The sequence below is a fragment of the Pontibacter cellulosilyticus genome, assembly GCF_014306105.1.
Classification (GTDB): Bacteria; Bacteroidota; Bacteroidia; order Cytophagales; family Hymenobacteraceae; genus Pontibacter; species Pontibacter cellulosilyticus.
The window spans coordinates 1,742,165-1,763,182 of the sequence record NZ_JACRVF010000001.1 but is presented as its reverse complement, the minus strand read 5'-3'; the positions used below and the strand labels follow the sequence as shown (position 1 = coordinate 1,763,182).

General features: G+C 46.8%; 14 protein-coding genes. 1 reads left to right on the top strand and 13 read right to left on the bottom strand.

Translation table 11 applies throughout. From position 1 onward, the window contains the following. Window positions 1-262 precede the first annotated feature (262 nt). The gene (locus H8S84_RS07565) at window positions 263-1,714 is read right to left on the bottom strand and encodes a tyrosine-type recombinase/integrase (protein WP_187066615.1); all 1,452 of its coding nucleotides are present in this window, start codon (window positions 1,712-1,714) and stop codon (window positions 263-265) included. Between the two features lie 106 nt (window positions 1,715-1,820). Here H8S84_RS07565 and H8S84_RS07560 point away from each other — a divergent pair, with 106 nt between their 5' ends. Beyond that, window positions 1,821-2,198 (top strand): hypothetical protein, encoded by a 378-nt coding sequence (locus tag H8S84_RS07560; protein WP_187066614.1) that lies wholly within the window; start codon window positions 1,821-1,823, stop codon window positions 2,196-2,198. A 214-nt stretch (window positions 2,199-2,412) separates the two neighbouring features. Here H8S84_RS07560 and H8S84_RS07555 read toward each other — a convergent pair whose 3' ends face one another. From H8S84_RS07555 to H8S84_RS07500, 12 genes are all read right to left on the bottom strand, one after another. After that, complete coding sequence (locus H8S84_RS07555; RefSeq protein WP_187066613.1) at window positions 2,413-2,832, bottom strand: hypothetical protein; 420 nt, start codon at window positions 2,830-2,832, stop codon at window positions 2,413-2,415. 122 nt (window positions 2,833-2,954) lie between these two features. Further along, on the bottom strand, window positions 2,955-3,764 hold the full coding sequence (locus H8S84_RS07550) for a DUF4249 domain-containing protein (RefSeq protein WP_187066612.1): 810 nt from the start codon (window positions 3,762-3,764) through the stop codon (window positions 2,955-2,957). After that, the gene (locus H8S84_RS07545; protein ID WP_230407068.1) at window positions 3,764-6,166 is read right to left on the bottom strand and encodes a TonB-dependent receptor; all 2,403 of its coding nucleotides are present in this window, start codon (window positions 6,164-6,166) and stop codon (window positions 3,764-3,766) included. The genes H8S84_RS07550 and H8S84_RS07545 overlap by 1 nt, the downstream gene beginning before the upstream one ends. Before the next feature lie 398 nt (window positions 6,167-6,564). Continuing rightward, on the bottom strand, window positions 6,565-7,917 hold the full coding sequence (locus H8S84_RS07540; RefSeq protein WP_187066611.1) for a TolC family protein: 1,353 nt from the start codon (window positions 7,915-7,917) through the stop codon (window positions 6,565-6,567). A 28-nt stretch (window positions 7,918-7,945) separates the two neighbouring features. After that, on the bottom strand, window positions 7,946-9,820 hold the full coding sequence (locus H8S84_RS07535) for a M61 family metallopeptidase (RefSeq protein WP_187066610.1): 1,875 nt from the start codon (window positions 9,818-9,820) through the stop codon (window positions 7,946-7,948). A gap of 23 nt (window positions 9,821-9,843) precedes the next feature. Further along, window positions 9,844-10,299 (bottom strand): DoxX family protein, encoded by a 456-nt coding sequence (locus H8S84_RS07530; protein ID WP_187066609.1) that lies wholly within the window; start codon window positions 10,297-10,299, stop codon window positions 9,844-9,846. Window positions 10,300-10,437: 138 nt separating this feature from the next. After that, a complete protein-coding gene (locus H8S84_RS07525; RefSeq protein ID WP_187066608.1) occupies window positions 10,438-11,643 on the bottom strand; it encodes a hypothetical protein in 1,206 nt (401 codons plus the stop codon). Between the two features lie 40 nt (window positions 11,644-11,683). Further along, the gene (locus tag H8S84_RS07520) at window positions 11,684-13,051 is read right to left on the bottom strand and encodes a M61 family metallopeptidase (protein WP_187066607.1); all 1,368 of its coding nucleotides are present in this window, start codon (window positions 13,049-13,051) and stop codon (window positions 11,684-11,686) included. A 124-nt stretch (window positions 13,052-13,175) separates the two neighbouring features. Then, window positions 13,176-15,566, bottom strand: coding sequence for an ABC transporter permease (locus H8S84_RS07515; protein ID WP_187066606.1), 2,391 nt, complete (start codon window positions 15,564-15,566; stop codon window positions 13,176-13,178). 33 nt (window positions 15,567-15,599) lie between these two features. Further along, window positions 15,600-17,990, bottom strand: coding sequence for an ABC transporter permease (locus H8S84_RS07510; RefSeq protein WP_187066605.1), 2,391 nt, complete (start codon window positions 17,988-17,990; stop codon window positions 15,600-15,602). A gap of 44 nt (window positions 17,991-18,034) precedes the next feature. Next, on the bottom strand, window positions 18,035-20,443 hold the full coding sequence (locus H8S84_RS07505) for an ABC transporter permease (protein WP_187066604.1): 2,409 nt from the start codon (window positions 20,441-20,443) through the stop codon (window positions 18,035-18,037). A gap of 36 nt (window positions 20,444-20,479) precedes the next feature. Then, window positions 20,480-20,854 (bottom strand): hypothetical protein, encoded by a 375-nt coding sequence (locus tag H8S84_RS07500; RefSeq protein ID WP_230407067.1) that lies wholly within the window; start codon window positions 20,852-20,854, stop codon window positions 20,480-20,482. Window positions 20,855-21,018: the final 164 nt, after the last annotated feature.

Genomic DNA, 21,018 nt, shown 5'->3' with positions numbered 1-21,018 from the left:
TGCCTTTGGCTCTTTTTCTGATCGTTGCCCGGCTTTAGTGGCCTTTGATGCCGCCCAGCCCCCTAAAAGCCTGAAAGACACGCCACTTTTAAATTCGTAAATTCACAATCACGGTCAACTAGCCGCTATGCGTAAACATACGGTTATTGACACTATGTGCGAAGGTTTTTGAGCCTGCTGGATGGCGGCTTTTACTCCCTGTTGTCTTCGTACCAGTAGTCTTCATGTCCATGGCATATTCTTTAGCCAATATAGGAATTAATCACAGGTTGTCAAGCGGGCTGGTGATCTTTTCCAGCGAGTGGCTCGTCACGTGCGTGTAGATCTCGGTAGTCCGGCTGGAGCCGTGGCCCAGCAGCGTCTGGATGTAGCGCAAGTCAGTGCCCTGTTCCAGCAAATGCGTGGCAAAGGAGTGGCGCAGCGTGTGAGGCGTGGCTTTAGTAAGGATGCCGGCTTTTCCCATACTGGCGCTGAATATATTACGGATGCTCTCTACCGTGTACTGCCCGCCCGTCTGCCCCTCAAAGAGCCACACCTTCGGCCTGTAGGCCCGGTAGTACTCCCTGAGGCTCTCAAGCAATTTTGCCGAGAGCAGCGTGGTACGGTCCTTTTTACCCTTGCCCCCTCTGATGAACAACAGGATTCTTTCTGACTGCACGTCCTCTATCCGTAGGTTGATCACTTCCCCAATCCTAAGCCCTCCGGCGTAGAGTAGTTGCAGCAGGCAACGGTGTTTTAGATTCTCAGTTACGGATAATATGCGCTGTACTTCCTGCTTGCTAAGCACGGTGGGCAGGCGGCGTGCCTTCTCGGGCCGCTCCACCAAGTTTAGTTGTACCTCGTGCCGGCCCAGCACCCGCTGATAGTAGAACTTGACGGCGTTAATAGATTGGCTGACGGTGGAGAAGGAGTACTTCTGGCTCTGCACCATGCCCCGGTGATACTGGTTGATCTCCTCTTCTGAGAAGGCGTTGATTTTCTCAAGCCCATGCTCTTTGTGCCCGTTGAGAAACCGCAGCAAAAGCGAGTGGTAGGTACGAATCGTATTTAGAGAATAGTTCAATAGAAAAAGCTTCTCCAGGCAGGCCACCGGGCAGGTAATGTAGCCCTCGCCCTTGGCATAAGTCTGCTCCCAGAGCCTTGCCTGTAGCTTCAGGTCGCGCACCTGTAGCGTCTGAGCCAGCCACACCTGCGCTAACCCCGCCACGTCGTCGAGCAGCAGGTGCAAGCTGTCGCTGCCGGTCTCTATTACAAAACACTTAAGCGCGGGTAGCCATCTGCAGCATTTACTAAGCCTCAGGCACTCATATATGTTCCTGTCAAAGGCGTGGCTGACCTGCACTAGCGGTTTACCCTCGTACTCCAGCGGCTGCAGGCGCACGACTGGCAGCACCGGTGCTTTCTGCAGGGGCTCAGAAGCGTGCCCACCCGATAAGATTACCACGCCCTCTGCCGGCCTGAGCCGCTTGGGCCGTATCAGATAACGGGAGTCTACTTTGGCCACTCCATAAAAGTGATTGTGGGTGAGCTCAATAGCATTGGAGGTACGGTGCATCACAAAGCACTTGTATGTTTTGCTGTAGCGTATCCAGCTGGCCTCCTTCAGCATTTTGGTGATAAAGGGGCTGGGCTTGTACCATAGCCTGATGAACTGCTTTCCTTCGTGCTCCAGGGCATTAAGGAAGATAACCGGCTGTAAGTTTATGTAAGCCATGGGAGTAGAGACTGGTAGTGCCGGTAAAGGTAAAACCTTTGCTTACCTTATCCGCGTTATTACGCGAGTATACCCGGATATAAGCGGGTAAGAACGCGACTAAGCTATGGAACACAGCAGGACATGCAACCAGTGTGGTAAAGGCATAGTGGGCAGAAGCGACAAGCGCTACTGCTCCGATCAGTGCCGCCACCTATCAAATAATACGCTCAAGCGCCAGAGCCAGGGGGAGCGAAGAATTCAGCAGGTGAACACGGCGCTGAGAAAGAACCGCAGCATCTTGCGCCAGCTCAGCCCCCAGGGGAAAACCACCGTGCCCCGGCAGTACCTGGAGCTGGCCGGCTTCGATTTTCGCTACCTTACGCAGCTCTATCGCACCCAGCGCGGCAACACTTATCACTTCTGCTACGACTACGGCTATCTGCTGCTGGATGAGGACAAGGTGCTTATCGTGAACTGGCAGCCTTACATGGAGGATAGATAAATTATAATATTACAGATAAGTTTTAAAGGACATTCTTAGATGTCCTGTTTTAGGGGTTAGAGATATGGGTGCTGTTCTAGCTCCTGTTTGCACCTTTATATGGTTCTGAATTATAGCAAGCATTAGGGCCTTGATTATGCTTTGGCTGCTTTCTGCATCAGGGGCTGTATGTGCCGGAGCCCAACTGGAAATTAAAAGATACTTTAAGCCTATCTTACCTCTTTTCCCAGAACCTGTACACGATGCCCCAACTGCCACGTATATGGGCTGAGCTTGTAAAATCTGAAATGGCAGCCACTTCAGCCTGAAATCCCATTTTCTTTTGCTCAAAAGGGAAAGCTGAAATGCCAAGGGGTACTACAAGCCCATTGAAGTTCTTTGTCCGGTAGCCTGCCCCGAAATCAACATAAAAATCCTCTTTAGAAACCACCTTAAACGGCAATACGAACTCCGCGCTGAAGTCATCTACAAATACATTGGTGGAAACTCTTACCTCTGGAGTAAAGCGCCAAACTTCGAAGCCTACGCCCGCAAATGAGGTTGCACTCTGGTGGTAAGATGCAAAGAGTTGGCAATACCCGTTGTTGGCAAACAAGAACAACAGTAGTAGGGTGAGGAATACTTTCAGTTTCATCAAGTATCTGTTTAAAGATATTAAGAGGCTAAGTAACCTGGTAACTATGAATATGCACTCTTTACTAGATAGAACTGGTTTTTGTTATAATTTTATTTATAAATAACTGTTCTTTAATAAGTTTAGTTGAGGACTACAGTTTTACGCTCAAAGGCTAAGTTGGTAAATATACCTATCCCCCCCTGTACCGACGACTTGATTTTAGACGGTTGAGCAAAAGGGTTGCCGTTGGCGCTTTTGGCATCATCTACAGAATTCAGGAAATCATAGTATTGCTTTTCGATGTGGTAAAGCGAAACGATAATAGTGTCATTCCGATCATAGTCGTAAGCCGAGCCCAGTGTGGTGCGCTTGCCATTGGTGAGATCATCATCGAGTGTGAAGTCACGTTCGGGCCTGGTATTCAGGCTGTCTACATGGGTTACATAGCGGTAATAGTTAGTGGTGCTGGCATTGTCCTGGAAAGAGGTGAGCAGGTAGGCCTTTTCCTTCTCATTAAATTTCCATTCCACTTCCTCAATAGGCACAACCGGTAGTATGGTGGTAAATCCGGTAACTTTGCGGCCCTTGTTGTCGGTTACCTCCAAACCGAAAATATCGCCAGGCTTTGCGTTCATAACCTCTGTAGAGGTATGGGTGTAGTACTTGCCGGCCTGCTTGGCCACCATTGGCTTGTAGTTTAGCTTAATGCGGCGGCCATTGTGGGTAATGTACACCTCGGCATTAGGTACAAACAGTGACTGTGGCGCATCGAAGTATGACGCACTTTCCGTAACGGTCATTTTAAATGTTTTGCCTTGCTGCAGGTAACACTCTACCACCAGTTGGGGAGTATGCTCAGGTAATGCAACCTCAATCTCTTTCTCCAGGTCGCAGGCTGTTGCCAGTAAAAGTACAGGCAGTAGCAAGTATAAAAAAACCTTAACTTTCATCAGAATTTAAAATTGTAAGTTACAGATGGGATAGTAGGGAAAAGCGACACTTGCTTCGCCTGGAACTTCAGTGTCTGGCCGCTTTCCTCGTCCTCTATCTGGTCGAAGTACACAAAGTATGGGTTGCGCCTGTTGTAGGCATTGTACACGCTGAAGGTAAGGTCGGCGCTGCCGCGTTTCGGGTTAAGTTTCCAAACCAAACCTAAATCCAGGCGGTGGTTAGGAGCTAGCCTGAAGCCATTGCGCTCAGAGTAAACAGGCACTACCGAAGAGCGCTGCCCCTGCACATCCTGAAAAGCAAAGCGGGCAACCGGAAGCGAGAAAGCATTGCCGGTGCCATAGGTAAAGGCGCCAGTTAAGTTAAGGCGCTTGCTTAGCTGGTGTAGCAGCACCACGCTCAGGTCGTGGCGGCGGTCGTAGCGTGTTGGGAACCAGTTGCCGTTGTTTATCGCATCTGCCGGATCCTCACTGTCAAACTTGCGGTAAGTCCAAGATAAAGTATAGCCAACCCAGCCGGTGGTTCTGCCTTTAATCTTCTCGAGGTATACTTCGTTGCCGTAGCTTCTGCCTTTGCCGAAAAGGAACTCAGCCTCCAGGTCATCGTTCACAAAAAGGTTGGCACCATCTCGGAAATCAATCTGGCGCTCCATCCATTTATAGTATACTTCGTTCGTGAACAAGAACTTGCCATCCCCAAACAGGTGGCTAACCCCTGCCGCCACCTGCTGCGAGCGCTGCGGCTTTACATACGCAGAAGACGGGTACCAGACATCGGTAGGCAGGGAAGCCCCGGAGTTGGCAACCAGGTGCACGTACTGCATCATGCTGGCAAAACTGCCTTTAAGCGAGGTGTTCTCCGAAAGGTTATACTTGGCAGCCACACGCGGTTCCAGGGCAAAGTATGTTTTGCCATTGTTAAAGCCGGAAAAACGCAAACCGTAATTAAGCGAAAGCCGTGCATTTACCTGGTAATCATCAGCCACGTATGCGCCGAATTCGGTAGCATCGTAATCGTTTCCGGCGCCAAAGCTCAGGCTGTTATCATCAGAGTCGAAGTTGAGGCGGCCAACTGTAAAATAATGGCGGGTAGCGCTGGCACCGAACTTTATACTATGGCCACCAGTCAGAAACAGGTCAAAATCTGTTTTTAAAGTATAATCCTCTATATCGGAAGTAAGCTTAAAGCTAAAGATGTCTATCTCGTTATTGATGGCATATTTATACTTGGTAATGCCCGCTGAGGTGGTGCTGTAAAGCCTGTCGTTATACTTGTGCCGCCAGCTAAGCGAGGCCATGCTGTTGCCCCAGTCAAAGCCAATCCGGAAGTCATCGTCTTTAAACGTAAAGAAGTCGCGGCCCCAGTAACTGCTCAGGATAAGCTCGTCTTTCTCGCCAATTTTGTAGTTAAGCTTACCGTTCAGGTCGTAAAAATAGTAATCCGGGATAGGGCTGTAGTCTTTCTTGCCTTCGTTGATGCGGTTTAGCTGTCGGGTAAAAATATCTACATACGTTCTGCGCCCCGAGATCAGGAAAGTAGCTTTATCTTTTACAATTGGCCCATCCAGGGTAAGGCGTGAGGATATTAAACCAAGACCACCAGTGGCCTGAACACGCTCATTGTTACCGGAGGCCATGTCAACGTCTACCACCGAAGAAAGCCTGCCGCCAAACTGTGCCGGAAAGCCGCCTTTATACAACTCAACACTTTTAACAGCATCGGAGTTGAAAACGCTGAAGAAACCAAATAGGTGCGAAGGGTTGTAGATCAGCGCATCATCCAGCAACACCAGGTTCTGGTCGGGGCCGCCGCCACGCACATACAAACCTGAAGAGCCCTCGCCACCAGACTGTACGCCTGGCTTCAGCTGGAGCGTTTTGATCAGGTCTACCTCACCGAAGAGGGCGGGCAGGAGCTTCGCCTCTTTGGTGGTGAGTTTTTCCACGCTCATGCGCGTGTCGTTCAGTTTCTGGCGCAGCGTTTGGGCCTCAATCTCCACCACCTGCAGTTCGTTGGAGGCTGGCGCTAAGGTGATGTTGTAGGTCTGGTTGCCTGTTACACGGATGCTGCCGCTAAAGGTATCGTAGCCAATGTAAGAGGCCTGTACAGTATAGGTACCTTGTGGCAATGCCAACGAATAAAAACCACCCTCGTTGGTGGTGGTGCCTGTTTGTAAACCTGGTACAGCCACAGTGGCACCAACCAACACCTCATTTGTGCCAGCTGCACGCACTATGCCGCTAAGCATATAGTTTTTCGCCGCTGCAGGCACAGCCAGTAAAATCAGGAAGAGGAGGAACAAGCAGTAATAAGAATAGCGCATTTGGCTGAAAAATTTCTGAAGCGTTTCAAAGTTAGAGAAACCTATCTGCATAATAAAGTCAGAGCCAAATTGTTCGACCAACACTGGTATTTTATCGTGCTACACTGCACAGCTACCTGTGATTTACTATCTGACAGCCGCTTTCTTAAGCGGATGATTTACTCACCCTTTAATTTTCAATGACGTCAACCTAAGCTGTCATCTCGAACATGCCTGAGACGAGAGTTGAAAGGGACCAGCGTAGCTGTGAGAAATCTATCTAAGATTTGTACAGGAGTGTCCTGAAGAGATCTCTCCCAAAGGTCGAGATGACAAAATAGCTTCTGGTTTTACTTAAGCTGACGTCATTGTGTGCAGGAGTAGTTTTGCTACAGCTAGTAAATACAACTTTAACTCTTCATCAGACAACCGTTCCAAAAATGAGAGCCGCACCTGTTAAGGCTGCGGCTCCCGGTAATAGATAGGTAGTAGTGGTATCTTTAACCTTGGTAAAGCTCTAATATGCGTTGTTTAAAATAGAACTCGCATTTGCTCTGCAGAAGTTCCGTTTGCGCCCTGTTTTTATTGTTCAAAGACTCCATGTAGGCAAAGAAATCGATCGTGCCCATTTCGTAGCGCTTCTTGGCAGACTCAAAGGCTTTTTCAGTGTACTCGAGGTTAGCCATTACAGTGTTATACTTCTCCTGTGCTGCCAATACATCCTGGTATACTTGCTGTATTGTTTGTCGCAACTGGTTCTGGCGGGCAATTAGGTCAAGTTCAGCGTTGCGCAGGTCGATGCGTGCAGTTTGGGCATCGTAGTGGCGGTTAAGGCCATTAAATAGTGGAATGTTTAAGTTAAGGCCCACAATTTTTCGTTGGTTCAGTTCCAGTTGGTTAAAGTATGGGATGGTAGTGAAATCGCCGTTAGCCGGATCCTTTAGCACGTTGCTGGTATAGTTGGAGCTAAGCACGCCCTCTAGCGAGAGGGTAGGGGAGAAATTGCTGCGGGCAACTTTCAGGTTACTCTTAGCTGCCTCCAGCGAGGCCGTAGATGACTTTATCAAGGGAGAGTGGCCAAGCGCACGCGCCATCACATCCTGCTCAGTTGGTAAGCTCATATTCAGGTCCAGCGGAGTTGTTGGCGTTTGCAGCACATACTCCTGGTTGCCTTCCACGTTCATTTCCTGTGCCAGTTGCAGCTTTGCCCTACGGTAATTATTCTGGAATGTGATCAGGTTCAGCTTTTCGGTGGCTATCTGTGCCTTAATCTGGTATACTTCGTCCTGGGCACGCACGCCGGCACGCTCCAGTTTCTCCATCTTGTCCAGTTGGCCCTCCAGCAGCTTTATCCTTTCCCGCACAATGGTGATGTTCTCATGGTCGAGCAGGGCCTGCAGGTAAAAATTGGTGATGTTGGTTTCCAGCTCTATTTCGGCCTGCTGTGCGGCATAGGAACTGGCTTCTGCCTGCTGCTTTGCCCGCTTTAGTTCGAATAATTTGGTAAAGCCATCGAACAGCACCACCTGGCCGGCCAGGTAGGGAAAGGAAGTAGTGGTGGTACCGTTTTTCACCTGCCCTGTTACATTGTCAAACGTTTGCCCATTGATCTTATTCACATCGGCATTTGCCGAAACAGTAGGCAGGTAACTGAACTTGCTGCGGTTAACGTTAATGTCGGCTTTGGTGTGGTTATACTTTGCCTGGCGCAGCGTTACGTTGTGCTGGCGTGCCAGATTTAAGCTTTGCTCCAGTGTTAACATTTCCTGTGCCTGTACGGCAGCTGCTAAGCTCAGGCAAACCGCTAGCCCTCCCAGCTTTTTAAGCAGGGCTTTGGATGATACATTTTTCATAGTTTTACTTTGTACTTATAGCTGTAATTTATACTTCTTCGTTAAGCCAGGCAGCACGAAGGGCTTTCTGCTGCTGGGTAGCGTTAGGGTCTGGCTCCAGCACATGGATGGCCTGCCTTTCTATGGGTGTAATGGTTCCCTTCAGCTTTGTTTCCTTAATTTTCCCTCGCTTGTTTTTGCGGCCGACAGTTATGGTAATAGGCTCGCCAGGTTTCATGGCTTGCAGCGTGTCGGCAATCAAATCACGTATGTTGTCGGGGGTGATGTTGGTGCCGTTGAACTTTAGTAACTGGTCACCTTCCTTAAAGCCCATTTGCTTACCAAAAGCATCCATTTCAGAGGTTTCGGCAACAATTATTTTGTTGTTATCCCTGTCAAAGCCCGGGGTAAACCCACCGTATGATACAATGGTCTGGGTAGCCACAGGTTCATAGATGATACCTACCTTTCGGAAAGTTTCTTCTAGTGGCAGCGGCTGTGGCCCCTCCACATGCTTTGCAAAAAACTCCCTGATTCCAGGATAGGTCAGTTCTGCTATTTTATCGAAAAGCTCCTCGTCTTTAAAGGATTTTTCTTTGCCGTAGGTCTTGGAAAGGTCTTGCATCAGGTTGCGCAGGCCATACTTGCCCTGGCTTTGTTCCAGCAGTTTGATATCCAGTACCAATCCAATCAGTGGCCCTTTCTGGTACACATTTGAATACTGTTTCTCATACTTGTCCAGCACTTCGGCACTCATCACGGTAAATGGCAGCGTATCGTTGTAGTACTCTCTGGATGCGGCAATGTACTCGCGTAATTTTTGCAAGTAAGTATCCAGGTCGTACAGGCCTTGGTGCGCCTGCACATGCGAAGCGAAATATTCAGTTACCCCCTCATACAACCACAGGTGCTTCGACATTTTTGGGTTGATGAAGTCGAAGTTGCCTATCTCTTCGGAATGGATGTTGAGTGGCGTTACGATATGGAAAAACTCATGGGCAGCCACATCACGGATGGTGGAGCTAAACTGCTCGGCGGGCATTTCCGGTAAAAAGTATACTGAGGAGTAAGAATGCTCCAATGCTCCGTAAGAACCGGTTTTGCCCACACGCTCCGGCACATAAATCAGGAACGCATACTTATCTACTGGCAAGGTGCCACCCAGGTATTTACGCTGTGCCTCCAGTATATCGCGCACGTTGGCGGCAATAGGCTTGGAAGTAACGCGGCCCGACGGAGAGTATACTGAAACAAGTACTTCGGTATTTCCTAAATTCAGGACAGTTGTATCGGGGCGGTTATACATCAACGGCGAATCGGCCAGCTCCACATAGTTTGGCACCTGGTACGTATCTTTAGTGGCCGTGCTGGATGTGGCGATAAGCGGCGTAGCGCCATAAAATCCTTCTGGCTTGGTAACGTTTAATTCGTACGGCACCTGCTTCATGCCATCAAAATAACCGATAAAGCCAAAGGGGTTTATCAGGAAATTCTTGTCTGCTTCGATGTTCGTTCCACCGGGTTCAAACACTGCATTTTCCCGCACATCAGCATCAAAGGTGTCATCAACCCAATAAGTGATCTTTGCCAGTTTGTTTGCGTTGCTGATCTTCCAGCGGTTGGTATCAAGTTGCTCTACGGCCAAGGCATTTCCGTTTTTATCCAGCGCCTTAAAGTCTGTTACAAACCTGCCGAAATCTGATACAGAATAAGTACCGGGCACAACTTTGGGAATATTGTAAATTACTTCGTTCGTTTTTAGCTGCGGCGGTTGCAGTGTTACCTGTACTTTGTCATCCTTTACCTGCGTAAGGTCTACGGTAACGTTATACTTATCGGTCTGGCGCTGCTGTGCAGCAACATTACCGGTTAAAGTGAGGCTCAGCCCAAGACTAAGCAGGAGTATGGTCTTTTTTAGCAACATCGTATATTTTTATAAAGCTAGTATCATGCATTAACTGGTAACGTACGATCTATACTTTGTGCTCGTTTCCGGCTGAAGTAAGCATCTAAGGACACTGGGCCTGCACCGTTAAACAAAAAATAAAAGCCAACAGCAATCAATTGTGCTGCCGGGTAGTACTGCGGGAAAGTCTGCCCGATATGCGCAATAAAAATGGCTGCTGTAAAGTTTAGGATCAGGAACAAGCCTGCTAAGCGTACAGCACCGCCTACCAATAAAAGTATACCACAGATAAACTGTACATACACCGATAAATGGGCTGCAACGAGTGGGTAAGGTACTCCGCGCTCGTTCAGAAAATCTCTGAACTCCAACATCCTTGCCCAACTGAAAACGTTATCCTGCACCCCATAAATTATAAACACTCCAATAGCCAGCCTGATAAAAAGGGCTCCATAAGCGCTGTGGCGACGGAAGAAGTCAAATGCTTTTGTGCTCATTGTTCCCTTTTTATTTTTACTGTTACAGCATATTAACTACTGGAATACAGCTAGCCATTACTATTTACTCTAATGTAGCATTTTAGATAAGCCTACTACTCCTGTTTTCGACCAGCCTCCTGATTTTGTAGATAAACGCTAGTTCAGCGCCTCCATGGCTTTTTTGTATTCGTATTCAGAACTGATAGTTTTGGCTGCTTTTCTGTAGTCTTCGTGCAGAGCAGTGGCATTTGACGGTATTCGTGCAGCCATGTTGCGCAGCACCTTGCTCTTCTCATAGTCGGAGCTAATGCTGGTAACCACTGGAAATAAGGATTGGTACTGTGCCTCCGAGAGCTTCTGCTTGCTCAGTATACTGCTGATCGATTTTGCCTTTTCATAATCCGATGAAATGCTGTTGATCACAGCAAAGGTGGCTTTATAGTTGTCAGCGAGGAAACTCTTTTGCTCGGCCAGTTGCTGTATTACCTTGCTCTTCTCGTAGTCTGACGAAATAGATGAAAGCGCTTTTATGGCCATGCCTGTTGAACTGTTACTTAATTCGCCTACAGTAAGTATGTGCGACAAAGCCTTGCGCATTTCATAGTCTGACGAAATTTTCTGGGCGGCCTGCAGGTAAGCAGTTGCAATGTCATCTTTTGCCAAATAGGAAGATGGAATCTGTCGTAAAAGCTTGCCAAGCTCATAATCAGAGTTCGTGTTTTTGCCTGCATACTCCAGTGCCAGTTTCACGTCGTTTGCTGGCAGGTTGGGCTGTGCCAACAGGTATCTTATGATCTTTGATCTGTTGCTGTCACTGGTGGTTCTGTCTGCTTCCGCCAATACTCCTTTGGCACTATTTTTCTTGTACGCCTCCTCTAGTATAGCTTCCAGGCCAATTCCTGTTTTAATAATGATCTCCGGCATTACCAGCTGCAGCCATTGCTTGCCTGCAGGCTCATAAGCTACCTGTTTGCCAGCTTCATAATATTTGCGGGTAAGGTTGCCGCTTTTGTCACTTTCAATTTCCAGTTTGCGAGCAACACCATTCTCTTTCTTCTCATAGCGGAGGTAGCCATCCGGAGATATGCTTTTTACATCTCTGTTGTCATTGGTAAGCGTAATGGTGCCGTTATACTTTATCTCTTCGTGCGTGCCATTGTTTATGTAGATAAAGTTGCCCTTACTTTCTCCATTGTTAGAGCTGATCTCCACATGGTTTTTAGACTTCTTGGATTTGGTGGTGTCTTGTATAGCTGAAGAGAAATTTACTGCATCATTGTAGGAAATGGTGGGCAGTGATACTGCCTTAGCTGCCGTACAGGCAACAGTTGCTGCAAATAGAATGGAGAATGCCTTTTTCATATTGATGGGTTTGAAAGTGTCTTTTAGAACTATAAATACTCTATTCAATCTTGTTGGAGAGTTTCTGATCTGTTACCTCTAGAAATAGATTGTCAAGGTTACAGGAGCATGCCTGTTCGGCAATTAACTTGATGTCTTTATTACCAATGGGTTTATCTTTAGACGAAAAGGCTGCATACATATTCTGCATGAAATCACTTAGGTCTTTTTTGGTCTTTGTCGCCTTCTTTATTTCTGTATTCAGCTTGTGTGCGAGAAAAAGGCCCCCACTGTAAATAATATCATAGTTGTGGCCTTTGTCTTTGCCGGCTGCTGCCAACGTAACCTTATTTTTTTCTCTTGCCTTGTTGTACTCCGCTTGCTTTTGCGATAGCATTTCTTCCCACTCACTCTTATTGAACAGCCCCAATTCATGCTCCACTCTATAAGCTAAATAATCAGTAAACCCTTCGTTAAACCACTCCGTGCTTTCGCCTGTCTTTAAAGACCGTCCATTCCATAAGTGCCCGATCTCGTGTACCAGGATGTGATGCCATGATGTAGTGCCTGCTTTTTTTGTATGTGCTGGTGCAGCATTAAGAAGTATGCTGATGGAATTTGTAAAAGCAGCACCACCTCCCACATAGGAGCTGTCAACGTTCATTACATACAGGTACTTGTCTGGGGCAGACGGCTGCCTGGAAGGAGAACCTCCATAAATGCTTTCATACTTCTTAACAGCTTTTCTGATGGTGGACTCAACCAGTTTTTTTGATGGTGATAGTTCGTTGCTATAGGCCAGCAGTATCTTTGTTTTTCCTGTCTGGATTTCTGATAGGTTGAAGTTTCCGATTGCGAGCACCGTCCATACCAATTCTTCTGCACCTTTTGCAACATAAGAGGCTGGCGCAGTCTGTTTCCAAGCATTGGCTACTTTATAAGGCTTTTTAAGCTTAAAATTTATAGTGGCACTATCTACATCTAACCTGGTTATAAAAAGAGCATTACCGGTGGCCATCAGCATCTCATTATTCACATAAGCTGCCTCTTTATATCCGAATGGCCACTTCTGTTTCTCATGCTGCATATTTACGATGTAGCTGAGATGTACCTTTTTGCTTTTGCTAGCATTATCAAGTACAAAAACTCCATTATCTAGTTGACTGATACCAATTTGTTCTCCTGAGCTGGTTTTTGCAGATACGTTTTTAACGAAAGTAGCACAGCCGTCTTTTAAATTCGTGGCTCCGTAGGGGCTCATGAGCAGGGTATCGTTCTTCGGATACAGCGTTGCCTCAACTCTTACCTTTCTATCGCTTACATCCTCCACAGTTATGGTATAGGAGTCTTGTGCCTGAGCCCCAATCAAACTTAAAAGCAGGAACCCAAGCAGAGAAAGAATCAAAACTTTTGGTAAAGATATGTTCATGTCTTTCAAAGTGTAAGTTGCACGCTTATATGATGTTATGTTTGGTTTAGCGGTTGCCTAAGGGGGGCAAATATTTCATTGCCCCCCTAAAAGCATTCACATTAAACAAACAACAAATACTCTTTTATTCAGTCCGTAGGGCTTTTACAGGATCTGTCATGGCGGCGCGTGCCGCTTTAAAGCTTACCGTTACAATAGCCAGGCACAAGGCAACCAGACCGGACGCTACAAACACCCAGGCACTGATAGGCGTGCGGTAGGCGAAGTCCTGTAGCCACTGCTGCATGCCGTACCAGGCAATAGGGCTGGCCAGCACTATAGCTACCATAACCAGCAAGGCAAAATCTTTGGTTAGCAGCATCACGATACCAGACACAGAGCTGCCCAACACTTTGCGGATGCCTATCTCGCGGGTGCGTTGCTCGGCTGTAAAAGAAGCCAGGCCAAATAAACCCATACAGGCAATGATAATGGTAAGCAGTGAAAAGTATCCGAAAATCGTCAGCATCTTTTCTTCAGCGCGGTATTGTTTATTAAAGCTCTCGTCCAAAAAGAAGTAATCCATAGGGTGAGATGGCGCGAACTTAGACCAGGTTTCCTGCATGTGGTCCATGGCTTCGGTTATACCGTTCGGCGAGACACGTGCCATCAGGTAACCGTTATTCTGTGGGGCCAGCATAATCACGAGCGGTTCTATCGGGCTATGCAGCGAAGTATAGTTAAAGTCTTTTACCACGCCCACTACTCTGCCTGCAGTGGTATCTGAAAAGCCGATGCGCTTGCCAATCGGGTCGGCCCAGCCAAGTACATTTGCTGCAGCTTCATTTAAAATAAAACCGTTTTCTTGGTCTGTGGCAATTTCTTTGGAGAAGTTTCTGCCTGCCTTCAGGTTGATGTCCATCAAATCCAGGAACTCGTAGTCCACGAAAATGGTGTTCATGGTTTTCTCAGCCATTGTACCGTTGCGCTCCACATCAAATATGATTACGCCAGTGGTCTCACCTGGGATCATGACTGTAGTAGTTGCCTCTGTTATCTTAGGGTTCTTGAGAAGCTGCTCTTTTATTACCGGCATCTGGTTTACAATGGTTGTATCGCCGCTAGGAATATCTACCACTAACACCTGTTCTTTTGTAAAGCCAAGATCCTGACTTTTTAAGTAGTGCATCTGGCTGTAAACTATAATGGTTCCGATGATTAGCACCAGTGAAATGGTAAACTGCAACACAACCAGGCCTTTTCGTAAAACTGCGCTGCCACTGTTCGGTGTGGTGGAACCCTTCAGTACATCTGCAGGCTTAAAATGGGAGAGAACCAAAGCCGGATAGCTGCCCGATATTAAACCGATGAGTAAAGCGATGCCTAGTATGGAAGCTGCAAAAATAGGCTCCAGAAAATAATTGGATGCTATGTTTTTATCGGAGAGGCTGTTAAATGTTGGTAACATCAGCTCCACTAACAGCAGTGCTACAAAAACTGAAAACACGGTAAGTAAGATGGATTCGCTTAGGAATTGCAGTATCAACTGCGATCTGTCGGCGCCTACCACTTTGCGTAAGCCTACTTCTTTGGCGCGTTTTACAGAGCGCGCTGTAGCCAGGTTCATGTAGTTTATGCTTGCGATCAGAAGTATAAAGATGCCGACAAATGAGAAAATATAGATGTATGATTTTTTGCCTACCGGAAATGCCTCCCAAAGGTAATCAGTGTTCAGGTGGATATCCGTAAGTGCCTGCAAGTGTAATTCTACGCGCTCTGTTGTGTTGCCCCGTGCAGGTGAAATTCGTTTTTTAACAAAGTCCGGAAGTTTCGCCTGCAAGCCTGCTGCTGCTTTACTGTCGCTAAGCAATACATAAGTATAACTGTTGGTGCCAAACCAGTTCGATTTAAAGTTTTGGCGTACTTCTGCCGGTAATGTGCTCATGGATGTAAGCACGTTTGGTTTCATATGAGCTGCATCAACAGGCTCAAAAATGCCGGTTACTTTGTACGACTGGCTACCAATACGGAAGGTGCTGTACATGGCTTTCATCGGGTCGTCGAAAAACTTGGCTGCCACGTCCTTGGAGAGTGCCATGGTGTTCGGCTCCTGCAATACTGCTTTTGGGTCACCTTCTAAAAGCTTGTAATCAAAAACCTCGAAGTAGTTACTGTCTGCCCAAAAAGCATGCTCTATAGTAATAGCTTTTTCATCAAGGCGCAATACCTGCTTGTTTCTGTTGATCATGCGCAACGCTGTCTCTATCTCCGGAAAATCGGCAGCAAGCCCTGGTGCAAGGGCAGCGTGTGTTACCGATGCTTTTTCCACCTCATCCTCTACAATAAGGTTGTTTACCACGCGGTAAATTCTATCGTGTTTGGTAAAGTACTTATCGTAGCTTAGCTCGTGCTGCACATACAGGTAAATAAGTATGCAGGAGGCAATGCCGATGGCAAGGCCGGTGATGTTAATGGCAGCATATACCTTGTTGCGGGTCATGTTGCGCCAGAAGATGAGCAGGTAGTTCTTGAGCATGGCTTAGTTGATTAGGAGGTTCCCCTTTAGTTTTTATTGTGTCCTGAGTGTCTTTACTGGATCCAACGAAGCTGCTTTCAATGCCTGATAGCTGACCGTTAGAAGTGCAACAGCCAAGGCAATAAAGCTGGCAGCCGCAAACATGATCCAGCTTAGCTCAGTTTTATAAGCAAAGTCCTGTAGCCATATATGCATACCATACCAGGCCACCGGACAGGCTATTAGAATGGCTATTAGCACGAGCACAGCAAAGTCGCGGGAGAGGAGCAGAACGATATCTGAGACAGAACTACCCAATACTTTGCGAATACCGATTTCTTTCTTGCGCTCTTCTGCCGTGAAGGCCGCGAGTCCAAAAAGACCCATGCAGGCAATAATAACAGTGAGCAATGTAAAGTAGCCGAACACCGTCAGCATCTTCTCTTCTGCACGGTACTGTTTATCAAAATGCTCATCCAGGAAGTAGTACTCCATTGGATGCTTCTGATCAAAGGCTCCCCACTTCTCCTCTACAAAAGAGATGGTGGAGCGAACATCCTCAGGAGAAAGGCGAACAGTGACATACTTTGCCCAACCCGAAGCAGGGAATATGAGCAAAGGCTGAACTGCATTGTGCAGCGACTGGTAGTTAAAATCTTTCACCATACCAATCACCTTCAGGTCAGTATCGCCTGCTCTTATATTTTGGCCCACAGGGTTTTTCCAATTCAGGTGTTTTGCTGTAGCCTCGTTAATTATTACAGTGTTCAGGTCGTTAGGGTGATCTTCGCTGAAGAAGCGACCATCAACTAGTTCTGCACCTAAAAGATCCATAAATCCGAATCCTACCCAAATAGAGTTAAAAGAGCGTTCTTCGTAAGCACCGCCGTTCGGGAAATGGTAGAGCGAGGTGCCAATATCATCACCGGGCACGTAAGTAGTGGCAGCCACCTCTGTGATTTTAGGGTTCTGCAGTAGTTCACCTTTTATACTTGCAAGGTGATTTACAACAGCTGTGTCGCCGGGCTGAATAGCGATCACCATTACTTGCTCTTTGTTAAAGCCAAGGTCAGAGTTCTTCAGGTAGTGCATTTGCTTTATCACTACAATTGTGCAGATGATGAGCGCAATGGAGATGGCAAACTGCGTAACTACAAGAGACTTGCGTAACATTGCTCCGCCGCTGTTAGGCATTCTGCTTGATTTCAGCACTGTCATGGGTTTAAAGCCAGAAAGGAAGAAAGCCGGATAACCGCCCGCCAGTACGGTGATGAGCACTACCAGGGCAAAAAGCGCCAGCAGCAGATGGCTGGACATCAATGTAGAATGGTCAATATTTTTATCTGTTAGCAAGTTAAAGCTTGGCAACAGGAATTCTACAAGTGCCAAGGCTAGTACTGTCGCTATTAGCGTCATTAGCAGCGACTCACCTAAGAACTGCCAAACCAATTGGCTTCTGTCTGCGCCAATGGTTTTGCGCAGGCCTACTTCCTGTGCACGCTTCGAGGCTCGTGCTGTGGCTAAGTTTGTATAATTAATAGAGGCGATCAACAGCACGAAAGCAGCCACAAACCCGAAGATGTACAAGTTGGTACGGTTTCCTGCAGGAGTGATCTCATTAGAAAGGCTTTCACCTAAATGTATTTCAGTAATAGGATGAGGATAGAAATTTACTTCAATGTTCAGGTTGTCTTTCTTGTACATCGGCCCCATAACACTTCCCCCGAATCCGCTTACAGCATTGTAAAACTCACTTTGCTGTTTAGGGTCTTTTAGCAGAACATAGGTGTGGCTTGTGTAGTTGTACCAGGCTTTTTCTTTCTGAGCTATGGCTTCCTTGTCAAAAGATGTCATGGAAACTAGTCCGGTAAACTTAAGGTGTGACTGCTTCGGGTTTTCAATTACCCCTGTTACTTCTAAAGGTCGCTTACTGGTGCGTATTACTTTGCCCATGGCAGCCTGCGGACTCCCGAAAAGTTTCTCGGCCATGTCTTTGGTTAATACTATGGTGTTGGGGGCCTGCAGAACTGTAGTTGGGTTGCCTAGTAGAAAATCATGTGAGAAAACATCAAAGAAAGTTTCATCACTAAAAAACAGACCTTCCACATTCAGCATTCTATCTTCAAACCAAACTGTTTGCTTTGGCATACCCTGAAGCCTCACAGTAGCTTCAAGATCGGGATACATCTGCTCTAGTGTGGAAGCAAAGGGGAAAGGTATAGTGCTAATTGTCTGTTTGTCGCCCTGCATGCTAATTGAGCTGGTGACTTTGTAGATGCGGTCAGCTTTGTCAAAGTGCTTGTCGTAACTCAACTCATCCTGTATGTACAATAAAATAAGAATACAGGAGGAAATACCGATTGCCAGTCCTGCTATGTTAAGGCCTGTGTAGACCTTGTTGCGGAGCAGGATTCTCCAGAAAGTGAGCAGATAATTGTGTAGCATAGTTTTATTTGTTAGGTCGTGTAAACGGATAGTTGGTGCGTAATCTATTGTGTTCTGAGTGCATTAACCGGATCTAGAAACGCGGCTTTCACGGCCTGAACACTTACAGTGATAAGTGCGATACTCATGGCTACAAACCCTGCCAGCACAAATATCCACCAGCTCAGGTTTACACGGTAAGCAAAATCCTGCAGCCAGGTGTTCATGCCGAACCAGGCTACCGGACTTGCCAGTGCAATGGCAACCAGTACCAGTAGGGCAAAATCCTTAGAAAGTAGTAATACAATACCTCCGGTTGATGAGCCCAGCACTTTGCGGATGCCAATCTCTTTGGTGCGTTGCTCGGCTGTGAAGGAGGCCAGGCCAAACAAGCCCAAGCACGCAATGAAGATGGTAAGAGCAGCAAAGTACCCGAATATCGTCAGCATCTTCTCCTCAGATTTGTACTGCCTGTCAAAGAACTCATCCATGAAGAAATACTCCATCGGGTGTCTCTGATCGAACTGTCGCCACTGCTGCTCCACAAATTGTATGGTGGCGGCCTGGTTTTCAGGGGCAATGCGTGCTAATAGGTAGCCAGGAGACTCTGGTGCCAGTTGTAACGCCAGCGGTTGTACTTCTGAGTGCAGTGACTGTACATGGAAGTCTTTTACCACACCTATGATGCGAGCCTGGTTGCCAGCAATGGTGGTGTCACCGGTATTCACTTTTTTACCGATTGGATCCTCCCAACCAAGCCATTTGGCAGCTGCTTCGTTTATAATAACCCCAGCCTGTTGATCTGTTTTGTGTTCTTTAGAGAAGTTACGGCCTGCTTTCATTTCAATGCCCATCAGCGGGATGAAATCATAATCTATAGCCATGAGGTCAATGGTTTTCTCCACCATTTTATCTCCTTGCTCTACCAGCATCAGTGTGCGGTTTAAAGATTCTGATGGAATGCTGTATGAGTTGGAAACCTGCAGCACATTAGGATTCTGGAGTAGCTGTTGCTTGATAACTGGTAGCCGTGACACAAGTGTGGAGTCACCGCTTGGTACGTCTATTACCAACACCTGTTCTTTCTGGAAGCCCAGATCTGAATTTTTCAGAAAGCGCATCTGCGCAAAAACCACAATAGTCCCTATGATCATGATCAGCGATATACCGAACTGCACTACTACCAATGCCTTTCGTAAGGTGGCGCTGCTGCCTTTAGGCATTTTATCAGACTTAAGCACATCTGCTGGCTTAAAGCGCGACAAGAAAAACGCAGGGTAGCTGCCTGCCACAATACCTATCAGCAGTATAAGTGCAAGCAGTAGCAATAAGAACTCGCCCTGAAAGAAGAAGTTTGAGGAAAAGTTCTTGTCGGTAAGTGAGTTAAAGCTAGGAATAAACACCTGCACCAAGCCCAGCGCCAGCACTACAGCAATAAGTGTAAGTAGTATAGACTCGCCCAGGAACTGGCTAACCAGTTGGCTACGGCCAGCGCCAACCACTTTGCGTAAACCCACTTCTTTAGCGCGTTTCGCAGATCTGGCAGTGGCCAGGTTCATGTAATTTATACTTGCAATCAGTAGCAGGAAAATGGCTACAGCTCCGAAAATATATACATAAGACATGTTGCCAGATGGCGATAGTCCATGTACATAGCGCTGGTCGAAGTGTATGTCCTTTAAAGGCTGTGCAATAAACTTCATCTTGGCGTTCAGACGGTTCTCTTTAATCCAGGGGTTAATGAAGTTGCTGGATAACTCATCTAACTGCTGCTGGAGTTCGGGCAGTTTGTTTTGGTTGGGTAATAGGGCGTATGTATATCGGTTTAGGTTAAACCACAGGTTCTTTAATTCTTCTTCAGTTAATTTGCTATCGATGGTAGCGCGTGAAAGTAAGCCGTTGGCTCGGATATGAGTGTGACCTTTGTCTTTGTAAATACCTGTTACAGTGTAGGGGTTACGGCTGAACTGCAATACTTTCCCCATGGCATCTTCTGTGCCTCCGAAAAGCTTGTGAGCAAGTTCTTCTGTCAGCACAATTTTCTGAGGGCCATCCAGGGCTGTAGCAGGATCACCGGCTATGAACTCATAATTAAAAACAGTGAAAAATGCGCTGTCGGCAAATAGTAGTTCGTCTTCTGTAAAGCTTTGGTTGTCGTACCAGATAGTTTGTTTGCTGGTTGGCGAAAACTGAGTTACTGTTTCTACTCCTGAAAACTTACGGAGGGCAGGCTCTAGTGGCGGGGGGGTAACGGCAAAGTTATCTTGTTGCCCTTCGAAAGAAACTTCACCTACAACGCGCACAATGCGGTCAGCCTTACTAAAATTGCTTTCATAGCTTAGCTCATCCTGTACGTAAAGGAAAATAAGCATACAGGACGCCACACCTATCGCTAGTCCAACTATGTTGATAGCTGAGTATACCTTGTTGCGGTATAGGTTACGGAGCGCTATTTTAATGTAATTCTGAAGCATGATTGCCGTATTGATAATGGATTTAAGTCTGCGTGTTTATACTTGTTCTACCTCTTTGTAAAATGAGAGGCCACCACTGTTGTCTCCGTTTAACCAGTTCCAGTTAAAGCTCAGGTATAGTTGTCCGTTTGTTGCTGCTGTTATTTTGCCTTTAGATTGTCCGGCTCTTAATTCGTTTCCGGTAGTGATGCAATGGAAGAGTAGCTCCAGTTCATCGTCGGCTGTTTGTTTGCCAACCAGAAAGCCTTCCGCAATTGCTCCTCCTTTATACTTGCCTGTTATAACCTGGCCATCCTGAAAGTAGTGGAAAATGGTATCCTCGTTCGAAAGGCCTTTTTCATTGCCAGTGCTCACAAACTTCCTGCCGTGCAGATTATACTTTGCCATGCAAATAACCTTCTTGGTTTTCATCTTTCTTTGGCTGAGTGTTTGCTACAGTGCAAAGGCAGTAGAAAAGTAAGGCAAGCGTAAAGTTCTTTTTCATGTTTTATTTGTGTGTGAAGCTGAAGTATAGCCGCTGCCGGACCAAACAAATACCTCCGGCAGAGGCTATACAAGCAACTTTATCTTTGGAA

Coding starts and splice junctions, on each gene's coding strand:
- H8S84_RS07550 (WP_187066612.1), bottom strand. CDS start 3,764: ATGAAAGTTAAGGTTTTTTTATACTTGCTACTGCCTGTACTTTTACTG.
- H8S84_RS07505 (WP_187066604.1), bottom strand. CDS start 20,443: ATGCTTCAGAATTACATTAAAATAGCGCTCCGTAACCTATACCGCAAC.
- H8S84_RS07530 (WP_187066609.1), bottom strand. CDS start 10,299: ATGAGCACAAAAGCATTTGACTTCTTCCGTCGCCACAGCGCTTATGGA.
- H8S84_RS07520 (WP_187066607.1), bottom strand. CDS start 13,051: ATGAACATATCTTTACCAAAAGTTTTGATTCTTTCTCTGCTTGGGTTC.
- H8S84_RS07555 (WP_187066613.1), bottom strand. CDS start 2,832: ATGAAACTGAAAGTATTCCTCACCCTACTACTGTTGTTCTTGTTTGCC.
- H8S84_RS07540 (WP_187066611.1), bottom strand. CDS start 7,917: ATGAAAAATGTATCATCCAAAGCCCTGCTTAAAAAGCTGGGAGGGCTA.
- H8S84_RS07535 (WP_187066610.1), bottom strand. CDS start 9,820: ATGTTGCTAAAAAAGACCATACTCCTGCTTAGTCTTGGGCTGAGCCTC.
- H8S84_RS07500 (WP_230407067.1), bottom strand. CDS start 20,854: ATGAAAACCAAGAAGGTTATTTGCATGGCAAAGTATAATCTGCACGGC.
- H8S84_RS07515 (WP_187066606.1), bottom strand. CDS start 15,566: ATGCTCAAGAACTACCTGCTCATCTTCTGGCGCAACATGACCCGCAAC.
- H8S84_RS07510 (WP_187066605.1), bottom strand. CDS start 17,990: ATGCTACACAATTATCTGCTCACTTTCTGGAGAATCCTGCTCCGCAAC.
- H8S84_RS07525 (WP_187066608.1), bottom strand. CDS start 11,643: ATGAAAAAGGCATTCTCCATTCTATTTGCAGCAACTGTTGCCTGTACG.
- H8S84_RS07560 (WP_187066614.1), top strand. CDS start 1,821: ATGGAACACAGCAGGACATGCAACCAGTGTGGTAAAGGCATAGTGGGC.
- H8S84_RS07565 (WP_187066615.1), bottom strand. CDS start 1,714: ATGGCTTACATAAACTTACAGCCGGTTATCTTCCTTAATGCCCTGGAG.